General features: G+C 37.1%; 17 protein-coding genes. 1 reads left to right on the top strand and 16 read right to left on the bottom strand.

The window, feature by feature from the left end:
- Positions 1–6: 6 nt before the first annotated feature.
- The 12 genes from hepT to AA0X95_RS12010 form a co-directional block, all read right to left on the bottom strand.
- The gene (gene hepT, locus AA0X95_RS12065; protein ID WP_413309981.1) at positions 7–969 is read right to left on the bottom strand and encodes a heptaprenyl diphosphate synthase component II; all 963 of its coding nucleotides are present in this window, start codon (positions 967–969) and stop codon (positions 7–9) included.
- Positions 970–1,011: 42 nt separating this feature from the next.
- Positions 1,012–1,716 carry a demethylmenaquinone methyltransferase gene (locus tag AA0X95_RS12060; protein ID WP_413309159.1) on the bottom strand — a complete coding sequence of 235 codons (705 nt, stop codon included), beginning with the start codon at positions 1,714–1,716 and terminating at the stop codon, positions 1,012–1,014.
- A 4-nt stretch (positions 1,717–1,720) separates the two neighbouring features.
- Positions 1,721–2,542, bottom strand: coding sequence for a heptaprenyl diphosphate synthase component 1 (locus tag AA0X95_RS12055; protein WP_413309157.1), 822 nt, complete (start codon positions 2,540–2,542; stop codon positions 1,721–1,723).
- A gap of 190 nt (positions 2,543–2,732) precedes the next feature.
- Positions 2,733–2,969, bottom strand: a complete 237-nt coding sequence (mtrB, locus tag AA0X95_RS12050) for a trp RNA-binding attenuation protein MtrB (RefSeq protein WP_309861094.1) — start codon at positions 2,967–2,969, stop codon at positions 2,733–2,735.
- Between the two features lie 32 nt (positions 2,970–3,001).
- Positions 3,002–3,568 (bottom strand): GTP cyclohydrolase I FolE, encoded by a 567-nt coding sequence (gene folE / locus AA0X95_RS12045; protein WP_413309155.1) that lies wholly within the window; start codon positions 3,566–3,568, stop codon positions 3,002–3,004.
- A 187-nt stretch (positions 3,569–3,755) separates the two neighbouring features.
- A complete protein-coding gene (hbs, locus tag AA0X95_RS12040; protein ID WP_066060959.1) occupies positions 3,756–4,028 on the bottom strand; it encodes a non-specific DNA-binding protein Hbs in 273 nt (90 codons plus the stop codon).
- 284 nt (positions 4,029–4,312) lie between these two features.
- Entirely contained in the window at positions 4,313–5,791 is a 1,479-nt protein-coding gene (spoIVA, locus tag AA0X95_RS12035) for a stage IV sporulation protein A (RefSeq protein WP_308083371.1), read from the bottom strand.
- 320 nt (positions 5,792–6,111) lie between these two features.
- On the bottom strand, positions 6,112–6,822 hold the full coding sequence (locus AA0X95_RS12030; protein ID WP_413309153.1) for a hypothetical protein: 711 nt from the start codon (positions 6,820–6,822) through the stop codon (positions 6,112–6,114).
- 31 nt (positions 6,823–6,853) lie between these two features.
- Positions 6,854–7,039: a DUF2768 domain-containing protein gene (locus tag AA0X95_RS12025; protein ID WP_413309151.1), complete on the bottom strand. Its 186-nt coding sequence runs from the start codon at positions 7,037–7,039 to the stop codon at positions 6,854–6,856.
- A gap of 310 nt (positions 7,040–7,349) precedes the next feature.
- Positions 7,350–8,399: an NAD(P)H-dependent glycerol-3-phosphate dehydrogenase gene (locus tag AA0X95_RS12020; RefSeq protein WP_413309149.1), complete on the bottom strand. Its 1,050-nt coding sequence runs from the start codon at positions 8,397–8,399 to the stop codon at positions 7,350–7,352.
- A gap of 20 nt (positions 8,400–8,419) precedes the next feature.
- A complete protein-coding gene (gene der, locus AA0X95_RS12015) occupies positions 8,420–9,730 on the bottom strand; it encodes a ribosome biogenesis GTPase Der (protein WP_413309147.1) in 1,311 nt (436 codons plus the stop codon).
- Between the two features lie 174 nt (positions 9,731–9,904).
- Complete coding sequence (locus AA0X95_RS12010; RefSeq protein ID WP_413309145.1) at positions 9,905–10,513, bottom strand: hypothetical protein; 609 nt, start codon at positions 10,511–10,513, stop codon at positions 9,905–9,907.
- Positions 10,514–10,620: 107 nt separating this feature from the next.
- On the opposite strand from AA0X95_RS12010, the gene AA0X95_RS12005 reads away from it, so the two are divergent.
- A complete protein-coding gene (locus tag AA0X95_RS12005) occupies positions 10,621–10,761 on the top strand; it encodes a YpzI family protein (RefSeq protein WP_308083365.1) in 141 nt (46 codons plus the stop codon).
- A gap of 36 nt (positions 10,762–10,797) precedes the next feature.
- Here the strand turns inward: AA0X95_RS12005 and fni are convergent, their stop codons facing one another.
- From fni to cmk, 4 genes are all read right to left on the bottom strand, one after another.
- Positions 10,798–11,853, bottom strand: a complete 1,056-nt coding sequence (fni, locus tag AA0X95_RS12000; RefSeq protein ID WP_413309143.1) for a type 2 isopentenyl-diphosphate Delta-isomerase — start codon at positions 11,851–11,853, stop codon at positions 10,798–10,800.
- A gap of 12 nt (positions 11,854–11,865) precedes the next feature.
- Positions 11,866–13,005 carry a 30S ribosomal protein S1 gene (gene rpsA / locus AA0X95_RS11995; RefSeq protein ID WP_413309141.1) on the bottom strand — a complete coding sequence of 380 codons (1,140 nt, stop codon included), beginning with the start codon at positions 13,003–13,005 and terminating at the stop codon, positions 11,866–11,868.
- Positions 13,006–13,166: 161 nt separating this feature from the next.
- Positions 13,167–13,748 (bottom strand): lysophospholipid acyltransferase family protein, encoded by a 582-nt coding sequence (locus AA0X95_RS11990; protein ID WP_413309139.1) that lies wholly within the window; start codon positions 13,746–13,748, stop codon positions 13,167–13,169.
- A gap of 2 nt (positions 13,749–13,750) precedes the next feature.
- The gene (gene cmk, locus AA0X95_RS11985; RefSeq protein WP_413309137.1) at positions 13,751–14,425 is read right to left on the bottom strand and encodes a (d)CMP kinase; all 675 of its coding nucleotides are present in this window, start codon (positions 14,423–14,425) and stop codon (positions 13,751–13,753) included.
- Positions 14,426–14,768 lie beyond the last annotated feature (343 nt).

Genomic DNA, 14,768 nt, shown 5'->3' with positions numbered 1-14,768 from the left:
ATGCATTTAAAACTTTCTTCTCCCAATAAACTTAGCAATATCTCGAAGTGTTTTTTGTGTTTTGTTTGCAGGTAATTCTTCAAGCACAGCTAAAGCTTTATCTAAGTAGCGGTCACTTAGGGCAATTGATTTCTCAATGGCACCTGATTGTTTAATTAGTGAGATAATTTTAGTGATTTCGGAAGGATTCATATCTGCATGTACCTTTAGGATTTCTTGGCGAATTGCAGCATTTTCCATTGCGTAAAGTGCTGGTGCAGTGATATTTCCTTGGAGAAGGTCACTTCCTGCAGGCTTTCCAAGTTCTTTTTCTGTACCTGTAAAATCTAAAATATCATCCGTTATCTGGAATGACATCCCCACATAATACCCGAAACGATACAGTTTTTTATGAACAGAATCTTCAACATCAGCAGCTATTGCACCTAGTTGACAACTAACAGCAATTAATAGGGCCGTTTTTCTCTTAATTCTGCGGAGATAATCTCTGAGATTTTGATCAAAACGATATTTATCTTTTATTTGCTGAATTTCTCCTACAGTCACTTCTACGATTGTATTGGCTAGTATTTTGTGGGCAGTGGGATTTTTAATATATGTCATCAATTCTAATGCAAGAGCAAAAACAAAGTCACCAGTGTACATGGCAATTTTGTTATCCCATTTGGATTTAACGGTGGGTTGACCGCGGCGAAGGTCAGCATCGTCAATCACATCATCATGAACAAGTGAAGCCATGTGAATAAGCTCAAGGGCTACAGCAACATTTTTCATCACATGAATATCATAATGGCCAAATTTACCTGCAAGCAAAACAAAAACAGGACGAATCCTTTTTCCTCCGGCTTGTAATGTATGCATAGAAGCCTGTTTAAGCAGACGAGATTCAGTTTGAATCGTCTCTTCAAGCTTTTTTTCAATTAAGTTAATATCCGAATTCAAAAATGAATACATCATTTTTAATTTCATTGTATTCACCCTGCTTTTCATCCTGTCTTCGATTTCAATCCATTATTTCTTTTTACCAATATGAACAGCTGCAGCCCCACCACTATAAGGCTTGTATTTTACCTCGGTTAAGCCTGCTTGTTCAAACATTCGGGCGAGCTCCCTCATCCCTGGAAAATCCCTGGCTGATTCATGAAGCCATGCATATTCATTATAGCTCTTTGCGAGTAACTTACCGAACATCGGCATAATAAAACGGAAGTAAAAATAGTAAAGCTGTTTATATCCGATCAAGGTTGGCTGCGATGTTTCTAAGCAAACAACAATCCCACCCGGTTTTACAACTCGGCGCATTTCTTTTAACACTTGTAGGTAATCTGGTACATTTCTTAAACCAAAACCAATTGTTACATAGTCGAAACTATCATCTGGAAAAGGAAGCTCCATAGCATTCCCATGAACGAGTTCGACCTGCTTTAATCCTAGTTCTTTTACCTTTTCAACGCCTACTTTAAGCATATTTTTACTAAAATCTAAGCCAACAACTTTACCGTCAGGTCCAACAGCATCTGCTAAGGCAATCGTCCAATCAGCTGTTCCACAACAAACATCCAGAGCTTTCGAACCAGGTTGTACATTCATTTTTTTCATGGTGTCTTTTCGCCACTTGATATGCTGCTGAAAACTAATGACAGAGTTCATTTTATCGTAGTTATCAGAAATTTTCTCAAACACATTGTGAACTCGCTGTTCTTTCGATTGCTGCATGTTTTTACCCTTCTTCCACAAAAGTTTTTGCATATGGCTTATATTGTTTTAATAACGCAGAAATCCTGGCCTCTAGCGCATCATTTAAATAAGGAAGCTGGTTTAATCCTTTTTCAATGATTTGTCTTGATAGCTCAGTGTATTGATCACATATCATTAGTAAATGATTGTGTTGTTCATTAGAAATCTCATTTAATCTGTATTCACTGATTGGAAAAACAATTTTTTTCAGTGCCTCGAATAATACTGAACTTTTTGTCTGAATAAATTGGTTTTTTTCTTTTAATAATCGTTTGAATAAAAATAAATGTGATAAAAAGTCATTCCACAACTCTACTTTAAAAACCTCAGAAAGTTTCATTAGTAATGCACTCTCAATTAACTTAATACTTGTCATTAACTTCTCGATACCATCTGATTCCTTTTGATAAACAGAGATTTTCTGTTCATTCACTTGTTTGATTCCTTCAGAAAGCGCCTTAATAAGCGTTATATCTTCCGAATCAGCAAGCAGCTTATAATATAGTCCACTAAAATAATCCCCAGCTAAAACCGTTAATTGACGGCTCTTTTCATCTTTAGAAGAGTTTGATATATGTTCATGGGTATCAAGGGCAATTTGTATAAGCATTGTTGACATGGTGTAATCTTGCATTTTACTATAAGACAATTCGATACGATCCATAATTGAAATAAGGATAAGGAGCTTATCTTCATCAATGATGGGCGTCTCAATATATTCGAGCAGGTATGAGTCAAAAACCTTTTTTTCGACCTGCTCTCTAATATTTGTAAATTTATGTCGAATGTCCTGCAATATAATCACCCTTGCTTCCCCGAAGTAATGTCTTTATGTATTCTTATTTCCTAATTAAAAAGGATAATTCATGCCCATAAAATAAAGAAGATCCTATTCATATCTTTAAAAACAAGGCAGACACCATTATATCATAAAAGGTATCTTATGGGCAGGAATTCACAAAATAATCATTTAATCAATTATAACTTTCAAACATCTATTTCTTTATTTCACTTTCCACTTCACCATACTGTGTGAGAATTTGGGCATTTCCTCGAATTTTAATAGCTGAAGTATGCTCAGTGAATTGGGCAATAAGCACTTCTCCCTTATCCAACTTTTCTGAATGATGAAATCTAGTATCAGTGCCTCTTGTTAAGCCAATTACACTTACTCCATCTTCAATAGCTTTTATGACCACATACTCGTTATTTTGCGGATTGCGCTTTTCCACTTTCTTCACTCCAATAGTAAAAATAATTCGCCTTAATATTTTATTAAGGAAAGCACTTCAGACCGAGCAATTGCATCATCGGCAAGAGTTCCACGGACCGCAGTTGTAACAGTTTTCGAGCCAGGTTTTTTCACACCGCGCATAGTCATACACATATGCTCTGCTTCAACAACTACCATGACACCATGTGGCTCTAGTTTCTCCATCATACTATCAGCAACTGTTGAAGTGATTCGCTCTTGTAGTTGAGGTCTTTTTGCAACAGCTTCTACTGCTCTTGCTAACTTACTTAATCCAGTGACTCGACCATCTTTAGGTATATACGCTACATGAGCTTTTCCATAAAACGGCACCAAATGGTGTTCACACATAGAATAGAATGGGATATCTTTAACTAATACTAATTCTTCATGGTCTTCACTAAAAATGGTTTCAAAATGCTGTTTTGGATCTTCATTTAAACCACTAAAAACCTCTTCATACATTTTTGCCACACGTTTAGGTGTATCAAGAACGCCTTCCCTATTTGGATCATCACCAATTGCTTCTAATATTAAACGTACCGCCTCTTCGATTTGGGCACGATTTACTTGTGACATTCTAAATTCCTCCTAATGTATATCTGTTAAGTATATATGACAAATACATATTAGCACAATTTACAGTTCAAGCAAAAACAAAGTATTTTAAGTAACAAATTAATCCGTTAGGAAAAAGAAAAAAGGCCATGGAGTTTACCATGACCTTTTTGCTTTAGCCTATCGCTTAAAGCAATAAATTATGTAATTATTTTACTGCATCTTTAAGCGCTTTACCTGGTTTGAAAGCTGGAACTTTGCTTGCACCGATTTCGATTTCCTCACCAGTTTGTGGGTTACGACCTTTACGTGCTGCACGCTCGCGTACTTCAAAGTTTCCAAATCCGATTAATTGTACTTTATCACCGTTTTTCAAAGCATCTAAAATCGCATCAAAAACAGCATCAACTGCTTTAGTAGCGTCCTTTTTAGAAAGCTCGCTAGCTTCAGCAACTGCATTAATAAGTTCTGTCTTGTTCATGCCTTTCACCTCCTCCCAAAGAAATTATCAAGATTCGTAAATAAGATTACTTATCTACATTTCTAAACAATTTTTCTAATTTCTATACGTCATAGCGCGGTTTTATTAGGTATATAACGTAATTCTGTTAAAAGATTATCACAATCAATTCCGCATATCAAGAAGATTTCATGAAATAATGGTAATCTTTTCTTTGTTTCAACAAATTTCTACTATATTGGACCTTTTTCCCTTACAAATTTTGAGTGATTAACAAAAAAAAGACTCCAAAAGGGAGTCCAGCGCTAAAGGATAATGGCAATCAAGCCGCCTGATCCTTCATTTATAATTCTCTCTAATGTTTCTTTTAATTTATATCTTGCATTTTCTGGCATTAAGGAAAGCTTTGCTTGGATGCCTTCTCGAACAATGGAACTCAAGCTTCGTCCAAAAATATCAGAATTCCAAATGGATAATGGATCATCCTCAAAGTCTTGCATTAAGTAGCGTACAAGCTCCTCACTTTGTTTTTCCGTCCCGATAATTGGAGCAAACTCTGATTCCACATCTACTTTAATCATATGAATAGATGGTGCAACAGCACGTAATCTTACTCCAAATCTCGCTCCTTGGCGGATGATTTCTGGTTCCTCAAGGCTCATATCGGAAAGAGTTGGTGAAGCAATTCCGTAACCAGTCTGCTTTACCATTTTCAAAGCATCTGCAATGTGATCATACTCTGCTTTTGCATGAGCAAAATCCTGCATTAATTCAAGCAGATGATCTTTTCCACGGATTTCAACCCCAACAATCTCTTTTAAGATATCATCATATAATTCGTCAGGAGCAAATAAATCAATTTCCGCCACACCTGAGCCCATTTCAATTCCAGCTAACCCAGCCTTATCAATGAAGTCAAAGTCGCTGAATTGTTGAACTACCCGATCTACATCTCTTAATCTCTTGATATCTTTTACTGTCTCTTTGACAGCCTCTTGATAACTTTCACGAAGCCAATGGTTTTCACGTAATACCATCACCCAGCTTGGAAGATTTACATTTACTTCTAGTACCGGGAACTCATAGAGTGCTTCACGAAGGACATTTAGTACATCACTGTCGCGCATACTTTCTACACTCATAGCAATGACTGGTATGTCATATTTTTCAGCTAAACTTGATCTAAGTGTTTCTGTACTTGGATGGTATGGCTGAGCACTATTAACGACCATAATAAACGGTTTACCGACTTCTTTAAGTTCGTTAATGACTCTTTCCTCAGCTTCAATATAATTACTTCTTGGTATTTCTCCAATCGTTCCATCTGTTGTCACAACAACTCCGATTGTTGAATGCTCTTGAATGACCTTTCTCGTTCCAATTTCTGCTGCCTCATGGAACGGAATTGGTTCTTCATACCAAGGTGTTGTAATCATTCTAGGACCATTTTCATCCTCATACCCCTTGGCGCCAGGTACTGTGTAGCCAACACAATCTACGAGTCTAATATTAACATTTAATCCCTCATCGACATGAACCGTAGCTGCCTGATTAGGCACAAATTTAGGTTCTGTCGTCATGATTGTTTTACCTGCTGCACTCTGTGGCAGCTCGTCTTGTGCCCGTGATCTCTCAGCTTCACTGTTTATATTCGGTAAGACAACAAGCTCCATGAATTTCTTGATAAACGTTGATTTTCCTGTACGAACTGCTCCTACTACTCCTAAATAAATATCGCCTCCTGTTCTTTCGGCAATATCTTTAAAAATATCTACCTTTTCCAAGTGATCCCCTCCCGATCATAGAGTAAAGTGGGATAATATCATCCATATTAGGTATTTTTGGACAGTATATGTTTATGACGTTGTCCTACATTCTTATGACACTTTTCTAAAATTTTTTACCCCCCTTATTAAAAATTCACTAGATGTACTGATATCTGTATTTCTCAGAACGGTCAATGATATGGAGGGTTTCTAACTATTGTCACGGATATGAAAGGTTACTTCCATATCACGATAGATTTTTTCAGCAAAAAAACCCTTCTCCTACAATATATTTCATAGGAAAAGGGTTATGACAAATATCTAAGTAGAAACAGCAATTATTCCTCTAAGAAAATAGGTTCTTTGGTTTTTTCATCAATCGTGTACGGTAAGGAATATGCAGGTACAAACATGGAATCACTGACCAGAATAGAGCGAATGTCCTCCCCTGGTTTTACCTCTATTTTGCTATTTTTTAACTTTTGATATAAATCAGGTCGATAATCTACGTACACCTCAGCACTCCCCGTTACCACTAAGGAGAGGTTTTGATTGGTATATGGGCTTGCAACAAACGGAGCAGTCTTATATCCTAGCTTTTTGTAATCGATAGTAAATACATTTCTTGCAATCTGTTCTTTATAGGGTGGGTATCCCTTGGTTTTCAGCCTTAATTTAAGTTCACGTATCGTTTCAGTCATCCTTAAATCAATCAACTTAACAGTTGGATTTGTTTCCACATCAACAAGCACGTATTGAAAAATCCCTCCACTTTCATAGGCATTTCCAGGTGGCTCTGCCATATACTTAGGAGAAATCTTCTTAAACTCAATCGGATATTTTTGATAAATAGGTGTTTCAGCTTCCTTCGTTTTTATCGGGAGAATACCGCCATTGTCCTTTTTAAAATCATCAACGGCCGTTTGTACTGCCTGAACTTGATCTTTATATGGTACTTGATTTTGGGTTAATTCCTCTTTAGGATACATACACCCCGATAAAAGAGCAGCAATAATAACAAGTATGAGGCCTAACATTTTCATTTTCATTAAATCACCTTTAGATTTATGTAATAGGATATCAAGTAAAGAAAACAATAAGCAAAGTCAATCCCGCGACAATCATAAATAAATAAGCAAAAATGGCTGTTATAACACGTAGAACTCCTTTTAACTTATACCTGCTAAAATATATGGTAATAATGGCAAGAAACATCAAACCCATTCCTGCAATTGAAATCCACATCTTTATCATTGCTGGTGACAATTTTAATTCCCCCTTTTTTCAAAAACTAATTATAACATACCTTGTCCTTTTCTAAATAACTTTCGGACAGAAAAAAACTGAAGTAAAGAGGGGCGAATTCTTTACTTCAGCCAATTAGACTAAATAACCCAAACTCCTGCGTCATACTACCAGGTTGCTTCGTTGCATTGTATGCAATCTACATAGAAAGCGTATCATCGAACGCCTATTTTCTTTATAAAAATGCACATTTTTCCACAAGAAAATAAATCATTCCAAAATTATCTATTAGTACAGGTCAACTGTCACTATTGAGACGGCTTCGAATAGACTATATATTTCGTTCATCTAAAACATTAACTAAGTCTTCCATTTCGTGGGTTTTACCACGCGCCATTAATACATCAACAGCGTCCTTGGCGTTTTTCCCATTAAATAAGACATCATATAGGGCCGCTGTAATTGGCATGTTTACATTGTATTCTTTAGCTAACTGATATGCTGCCTTTGTTGTTCTAACACCTTCTACAACCATACCCATATTATCAAGGACTTCATCCAACGTTTTCCCTTTACCTAACAAATTTCCCGCTCTCCAGTTTCTCGAATGAACACTGGTACATGTCACAATAAGGTCACCAATTCCAGTTAAACCAGAAAACGTTAACGGATTAGCACCCATTCTGGTGCCTAGACGAGCAATTTCCGCCAATCCTCGAGTCATCAATGCAGCTTTAGCATTATCTCCGTACCCTAAACCATCAGTAATCCCGGCAGCTAATGCAATAATATTCTTTAATGCACCACCAATTTCAACTCCGATAACATCTGAGTTTGTATATACCCTGAAATTATGATTGATAAAAAGATCCTGAATTTTTTCAGCAGCAGCCATATTTTCAGAAGAAACGGTAACAGTTGTAGGATGTCTTAGGCTTACCTCTTCCGCATGACTTGGACCAGAAAGAACAACAACATCCCGCAGCAGTTCTTTGGGCATTTCTTCTTTTATCATTTCTGATATACGTAAAAGTGTATCTGGCTCTATTCCTTTACTAACATGAGCAATGGTAATTGGATTTGAAATGACCTCACGTATTTTCCCTAGAACCTCACGAATTGCTTTGGTTGGGACTGCTAAGATGACAGTGTCAACTCCATCCAATGCTTCACGTAGGGATGAATAACCAACTATTAAATCTGGGAGACCAATTTCAGGTAAATATTTTTTGTTTGTATGGCAGTCATTTATTTCCTTTACCTGGTGTTCGTTATGGCTCCACAAACGTACCTCATGTGAGTTATCGGCTAAAACCATCGCAAGTGCTGTGCCCCAGCTTCCTGCGCCTACAACAGCCACTGCTGCTTTCTGATCCTGCATATGTTACACCCACCTTATCTTTATTTTCTTTCTCTAGCATAAATTTTGATAGGGGTTCCCTCGAAACCAAACGCATCTCTAATTCTGTTTTCTAGGAAACGTTCATAGGAGAAATGCAATAATTCGGGTTCATTGACAAAAACAACAAAAGTAGGAGGCTTTACTGCAACTTGTGTTGCATAATAAATCTTCAAGCGTTTCCCTTTGTCAGTTGGTGTTGGATTCATAGCAATTGCATCCATAATAACATCATTCAATACGCTTGTTTCTACACGCATGGAGTGGTTCTCACTTGCTGTGTTAATCATTGGCAGTAGTGTATGAATTCGCTTCTTAGTCTTTGCAGATAAGAATACAATTGGAGCATAGCTAAGAAATAAGAAATGTTCTCTTATCTTTTGTTCCAGTTCCTTCATTGTTTTCTCATCTTTTTCTACCGCATCCCATTTATTAACCACAATAACAACAGCTCGTCCAGCCTCATGTGCGTATCCTGCAATTTTCTTGTCCTGTTCAATAATACCCTCTTCGGCATTAATAACAACCAAGACCACGTCCGAACGTTCAATCGCCCTTAGTGCCCGAAGCACACTGTACTTCTCCGTAGTTTCATACACTTTTCCTTTTTTTCTGATCCCTGCTGTATCTATTATGACATATTTATCTCCATTATACGTATATGGTGAATCGACAGCATCACGAGTTGTCCCAGCAATATTGCTGACAATAACACGTTCTTCACCTAATATGGCGTTAACAAGAGAAGACTTTCCGACATTCGGGCGTCCTATTAAAGAAAACTTAATGACATCATCATCATATTCTCCTTGTTTATTTTTCGGAAAGTGTTTAGCTGCTTCGTCCAGTAAATCCCCGAGCCCAAGGCCATGTGAGCCAGAAACTGGAATTGGCTCACCGAATCCAAGTGCATAAAAATCATAAATTTGCTCACGCATCTCAGGATTATCGATTTTATTTACACCTAATACAATTGGCTTTTTAGACTTATAAAGAATTTTTGCTACTTCCTCATCTGCGGCTGTTACTCCTTCTCTACCATTTGTTAAGAAGATAATGACATCCGCCTCATCGATTGCCACTTCTGCCTGCTGTCGAATTTGCTCTAAAAACGGTTCATCACCAATATCAATTCCACCCGTATCGATTACATTAAAGTCATGTGTTAACCACTCACCAGAACTATAAATACGATCTCTTGTTACTCCTGGAATATCCTCTACGATAGAAACTCGTTCACCCACGATTCGATTAAAAATGGTTGATTTTCCAACGTTCGGTCGCCCTACAATGGCAATAACAGGTTTAACCATTATGATCGCCATCCTTTCTTTTTCATATATTAAAAATATATATTATTATGTTAGCAACATTTATAGAGTTCTTATTAAGTAAAGAAACCCTTCTGTTATGTAGAAGGGCCTAACTTTATTATTTTAACAAATGTTAATCCTTTCCCGCAATGGAAAGCTTGCCATGAATCTATTTCATGATGATTTTTGTTTTCCTTTTTCGAAAAAAGGAAAATGATTTTGTAAAAGTACACCCGCATTTTCAATCATACTCCAACCTATGAGAAGTGCAGAAATTAATGCATAAACATCCAAATAATCATAAGCGCCAATTGCGTATGGAAACTGATATTTACTAAGGATATACGCGTATAAAAACTCCCCATTTATTGTTCCAGTCAAGATAATAATTAATCGTCCTTTTAATGTTTTTTGCAATAGTATTGCTAAATAGCCAAAACAAATTCCCATCAACCATTCCTTTTTAAAGATAATCCAAATTGGGTCGAAAATCTCAAATAAGTGAAAGGTCACATACGCCATGGAGACAATGCACGAACAAATAAAAAAATAAATGATAGCTCCTCTTTTTTCCTGGCTTATAAACACATAGGATATGATTAATAAATAAATACCACTAGCATAAAATTCAACTTCCCCATACATTAGATGGATAGATGAGAAAATTATTAGGATTAGAATCAATACTGATAGTTTTAAACGATATGGATTTTGTCTTTCTAATATGAATGTCAGGTAAACCCAAATTGACCAACTTATCCAATAAAACATTGCCCCTTCCATTTCACACACCTCCTATTATTTTCATTATTGGTAATCTTTATGTACTTTCATACTTCCTCGAATAATATTTCCAATGTGTATCATCTTATTAAGAGGAGGTGTGAATCATGGGAAAAGACCGCCAAGAAAAAAAATTAAGAGAAAGTGGAAGAGTTGAATCTGACCGAGACCAAGCATTACATTATCCTGGTGCAACCAAACTATCCACTCCCGAAGAAGCACGGGGACTAAACGATGGGAAAAGATAGCAAGAAAAAGGAAAAGCTCTCGCTGTGGCGAGAGCTTTATTTAATCGAACGCTGACTGTAGTGTTTTGTATCTATATCCCTTTGGCTCAGCCAATGATATGTTTCACCTGAAATGATCAGAGGAGCATTTTGTATATCTGAAATAGATTTCGCTCCTAAAGCAGTCATAATTAATTTTAATTCGTAGTGAAGGGTCTCCACTTCGTTTTTCAAGGATTCAACTCCATTTTCTACTAGAATACGCAAAAAATGTCCCGCAAATCCGATGGCGTTCGCACCGATGGCTAAACCCTTTGCAATATCACTAGCTGTTAAAAAGCCACCAGAGCCAATAATAGAACCTTGTTTAACAGTAGAGGCTTCTATGATAGATACCGGTGTAGGAATACCCCATTGTTGGAAAAACGGCAGAGCTTTTTCTCTGCGTTTATTTTCTATCTCTGCAAAATTTGTTCCCCCAGCCCCGCCCACATCCACTGCAGCTACTCCTACAGAAATAAGGGATTGGACCGTTTCTTTTGCCATACCAAAACCAACCTCTTTAACAATAACAGGTACATGAACATGTTCGACAATTGTTTCTATTCTTTTTAAGGCACCAGAAAAATCTCGGTCTCCCTCAGGCATGGTTAATTCTTGAATAACATTTAAATGAATCTGTAATGCATTCGCTTCGATCATATCAATTGCCGCTTTAGCATTTTCTACTGTTGCTTCACTGCCGAGATTAGCAATTAGAATTCCCTTTGGATTTTCTTTTCGCACGATCTCATAAGTAAACCGCTCACTTTTATCTTTTATTGCTGACATTTGTGAGCCAACTGCCATAGCTAGTCCCATCTGGCTAGCTACCATAGCCAATTCTTTGTTAATTCGATACGTTTTTTCGCCGCCGCCACCAGTCATTGCATTGATAAAAATTGGCGAACTTAAAGAAAGTTCGCCAATTTTGTGGTCTAATCGTACATCGGACACACTGATATCCGGTAAGCTTTGATGAATAAATTTAATATCATCAAAAAAAGGTAAGCTGTTTTGCCTTTTTTGAAGGGCAAAGCGAATGTGATCCCATTTCCGTTCCGATCTAGACACTAAATATCACCATTATTTTCCTAGATTCTTTAATTTATCGCCAATCATTTCACCTAATTGGAAGCCTTTTGACTCTTCCGGAAGCTCATAATCAAGGTTTTCCTCTACCTCTTTCTCGAGCAGTTCTTTAATACTTAAAGATAATCTTTGATCCTTTTCATTTGAATCAAGCACTTTTACTTTTACTTCTTGACCTTCTTTTAGTACCTCGTGAGGTGTACCAATGTGCTTATGTGCAATTTGAGAAATATGAACAAGACCTTCTACGCCAGGGAACACTTCTACGAACGCACCGTAAGATACCAATCTTTTTACTACACCATCTAAAATACTACCTTTAGGTGCCTTTTCAGAAATGTTTGACCATGGTCCAGGTAGAGTTTCTTTGATTGACAAGGAAATTCTTTCATTGTCTCTATCAACACTTAGCACTTTTACTTGAACTTTTTGACCCTCTTGGACAACGTCTGTTGGTTTATCAACATGTTCGTAAGATAATTGAGAAATATGAACAAGACCATCAATACCACCAATATCGACGAAAGCACCAAAATCAGTAATCCTTTGGACCGTACCTTCGATTACTTGGCCAACTTGCAATGCTCCAATACGGTCTTGTTTTTGTCTTCCTTTTTCTTCTTCTACAACAGCTCGGTGTGATAGAATTAGACGATTTTTTTCTTTATCGAGTTCAACAATTTTAAAAGTAAGTGTACGTCCTTTATAATCGCTAAAATCCTCTACAAAGTGGGTTTCCACCAGGGAGGCAGGTACAAAACCACGGACTCCTAGGTCAACTACAAGGCCGCCCTTTACAACATCCTTCACTTCAGTTTCAAATACTTCACCACTTTGGAATTGTTTTTCTAAGTTTTCCCATGCCTTTTCAGCATCTACTTTTCTTTTGGAAAGAATTAATGCTTCTTCTTCTACCTTTAGAACTTCTAATTCTAATTCTTGGCCTTCTGCCACTGCATCAGTTGCTTTTTCAATATGCAGACTTGAAAGCTCACTAATAGGAATAATCCCATCAAGTTTACTGCCTTGAATAGCTACTAGAACTTGCTTTTCCTCGACTTTAGTAACTTGTCCGGTTACTTTGTCACCCACTTCAAAGCTCTTAACTTCTACTTGATTTAGTTCTTCAGACATTATGTATTCCTCCTTAATCCATTTACTGAAAAGTCTATATATGATCTGGTGAATACCACGCAGTATACACCACATATAAAACATAATTAAATGAAAAGAATTTTCAAAAAAAATCCCTTTTTATTAACTTCTTACAAATAGACAATTTTGTCAAGCAGAACCTATTGATGCTCATTTATCAGTTTTTGAATTTCTGACATAATTAATTCGGTCACTTCATCAGCGGAAGCTTTTTCACTTCTCATCTCACTCATATCAATAGGTTTCCCATATACCACTTTCAATTTACTGAAACTTTTATATGGACCAATTACTGCACATGGTAACACAAAAGCATCAGATCTTAAAGCAAAAAAACCTGCCCCAGATAGTCCTTTCCCTAATTCCCCTGTCTTACTTCTAGTTCCCTCAGGAAATAGACCGAAGACATTCCCTTCCTTTAAGACTTTTAATCCCGACCTTAATGCTTCACGATCGCCAAATCCTCTTTTTACAGGGAAGGCATTACATTTTCTTACAACGTTCCCCAAAACAGGTACTCGAAAAATCTCTTCCTTCGCCATATAGTGAACAGGCCGTGGTGCCATAATACCTACAACTATAGGGTCAAAATTATGAATATGGTTAGAGCAAAGTAGAACTCCCCCTTCTTTAGGGAAGTTCTCTACCCCAATAGCTTCAATTCTGTACCAAGGTTTAAAAACCCCAGAAACTACCGACTTTGCAAAATCATAAAACGTCACACTTATTCAATCCTTTCGAGCACCAGAGCCATTATTTTTTCAACCACATCTGGAATGGTTAAAGAGGTTGTATCAATTTCAATTGCATCATCCGCTTTTTTCAAAGGTGCTACTTCTCTTTCTGAATCAATTTTATCTCTTTTGGCAATTTCTTCCTTCAATTGTTCTAAGTCTGATGGGTATCCTTTTTGCAAGTTTTCATTATGACGCCGCACTGCTCTTTCATTTACACTTGCAAGTAGGAATACTTTTACTTCAGCATTGGGTAGTACGTGAGTACCAATATCACGGCCATCCATTACTACGCCACCATCGACAGCGAATGCCTGCTGCCTTCTAACCATTTCTTTGCGAACTTGCTCATGCTTTGCAACATAAGATACAGAGTTCGTTACTTCTGCAGACCGAATTTCGTCTGTTACATCTTTATTGTCTAAAAACACTAATTGCCCTTTTTCCGAGGGCTGTAGATCAATTGTAGTTGATAATAACGTGTCCAATAAAGAAGCCTCGTCTTCTAAATTAACATCGTTCACGATAGCTTTATATGTTAATGATCGGTACATTGCCCCAGTATCAATATAAATGTAAGATAGTTTTTCAGCTACAATTTTTGCTACGGTACTTTTTCCGGCTGCAGCAGGGCCGTCAATTGCAATTGATAGTTTCTTTTCCATAAATCCTCCTATATGGCCATCATGATCGTCTTAGTTTCTCTTCTACTTATTTTACCACAAGATGAAGAAATGCCTCTTTTTTTTAACATTTTTAAAATGAATTATTTAATAATTGATCTTATAAAAATAAAAAAGCAGGGTTGCCTGCTTTTTTACTAGATTGACGAGAAAGATTATATTTCTCGTCAATTTTTCATTCTTATCCGATCTAAATAATTATTAGATTGTCCATGCTAACGGGCCTGTTGATTTCCGCTCCGGGCACTCGCTTTCCGCGGGGAGGTCCTGGAGCCTCCTCGGCGCTTTGGCGCCTGCGGGGTCTCCAGTGACCTCTTCATCCCGC

Source organism: Neobacillus phoenicis, from assembly GCF_047302305.1.
GTDB lineage: Bacteria > Bacillota > Bacilli > Bacillales > Cytobacillaceae > Neobacillus.
The sequence above is the reverse complement of the archived record's forward strand: the minus strand, read 5'-3'. Positions and strand labels throughout refer to the sequence as shown.

Bases quoted from the DNA above. Each gene is read 5' to 3' on its own strand.
- AA0X95_RS12020 (WP_413309149.1), bottom strand. From the start codon at position 8,399: ATGCAGGATCAGAAAGCAGCAGTGGCTGTTGTAGGCGCAGGAAGCTGG.
- AA0X95_RS12005 (WP_308083365.1), top strand. From the start codon at position 10,621: ATGGGAAAAGACCGCCAAGAAAAAAAATTAAGAGAAAGTGGAAGAGTT.
- hbs (WP_066060959.1), bottom strand. From the start codon at position 4,028: ATGAACAAGACAGAACTTATTAATGCAGTTGCTGAAGCTAGCGAGCTT.
- rpsA (WP_413309141.1), bottom strand. From the start codon at position 13,005: ATGTCTGAAGAACTAAATCAAGTAGAAGTTAAGAGCTTTGAAGTGGGT.
- cmk (WP_413309137.1), bottom strand. From the start codon at position 14,425: ATGGAAAAGAAACTATCAATTGCAATTGACGGCCCTGCTGCAGCCGGA.
- der (WP_413309147.1), bottom strand. From the start codon at position 9,730: ATGGTTAAACCTGTTATTGCCATTGTAGGGCGACCGAACGTTGGAAAA.
- AA0X95_RS12010 (WP_413309145.1), bottom strand. From the start codon at position 10,513: ATGGAAGGGGCAATGTTTTATTGGATAAGTTGGTCAATTTGGGTTTAC.
- AA0X95_RS12060 (WP_413309159.1), bottom strand. From the start codon at position 1,716: ATGCAGCAATCGAAAGAACAGCGAGTTCACAATGTGTTTGAGAAAATT.
- folE (WP_413309155.1), bottom strand. From the start codon at position 3,568: ATGTCACAAGTAAATCGTGCCCAAATCGAAGAGGCGGTACGTTTAATA.
- hepT (WP_413309981.1), bottom strand. From the start codon at position 969: ATGAAATTAAAAATGATGTATTCATTTTTGAATTCGGATATTAACTTA.
- AA0X95_RS12030 (WP_413309153.1), bottom strand. From the start codon at position 6,822: ATGAAAATGAAAATGTTAGGCCTCATACTTGTTATTATTGCTGCTCTT.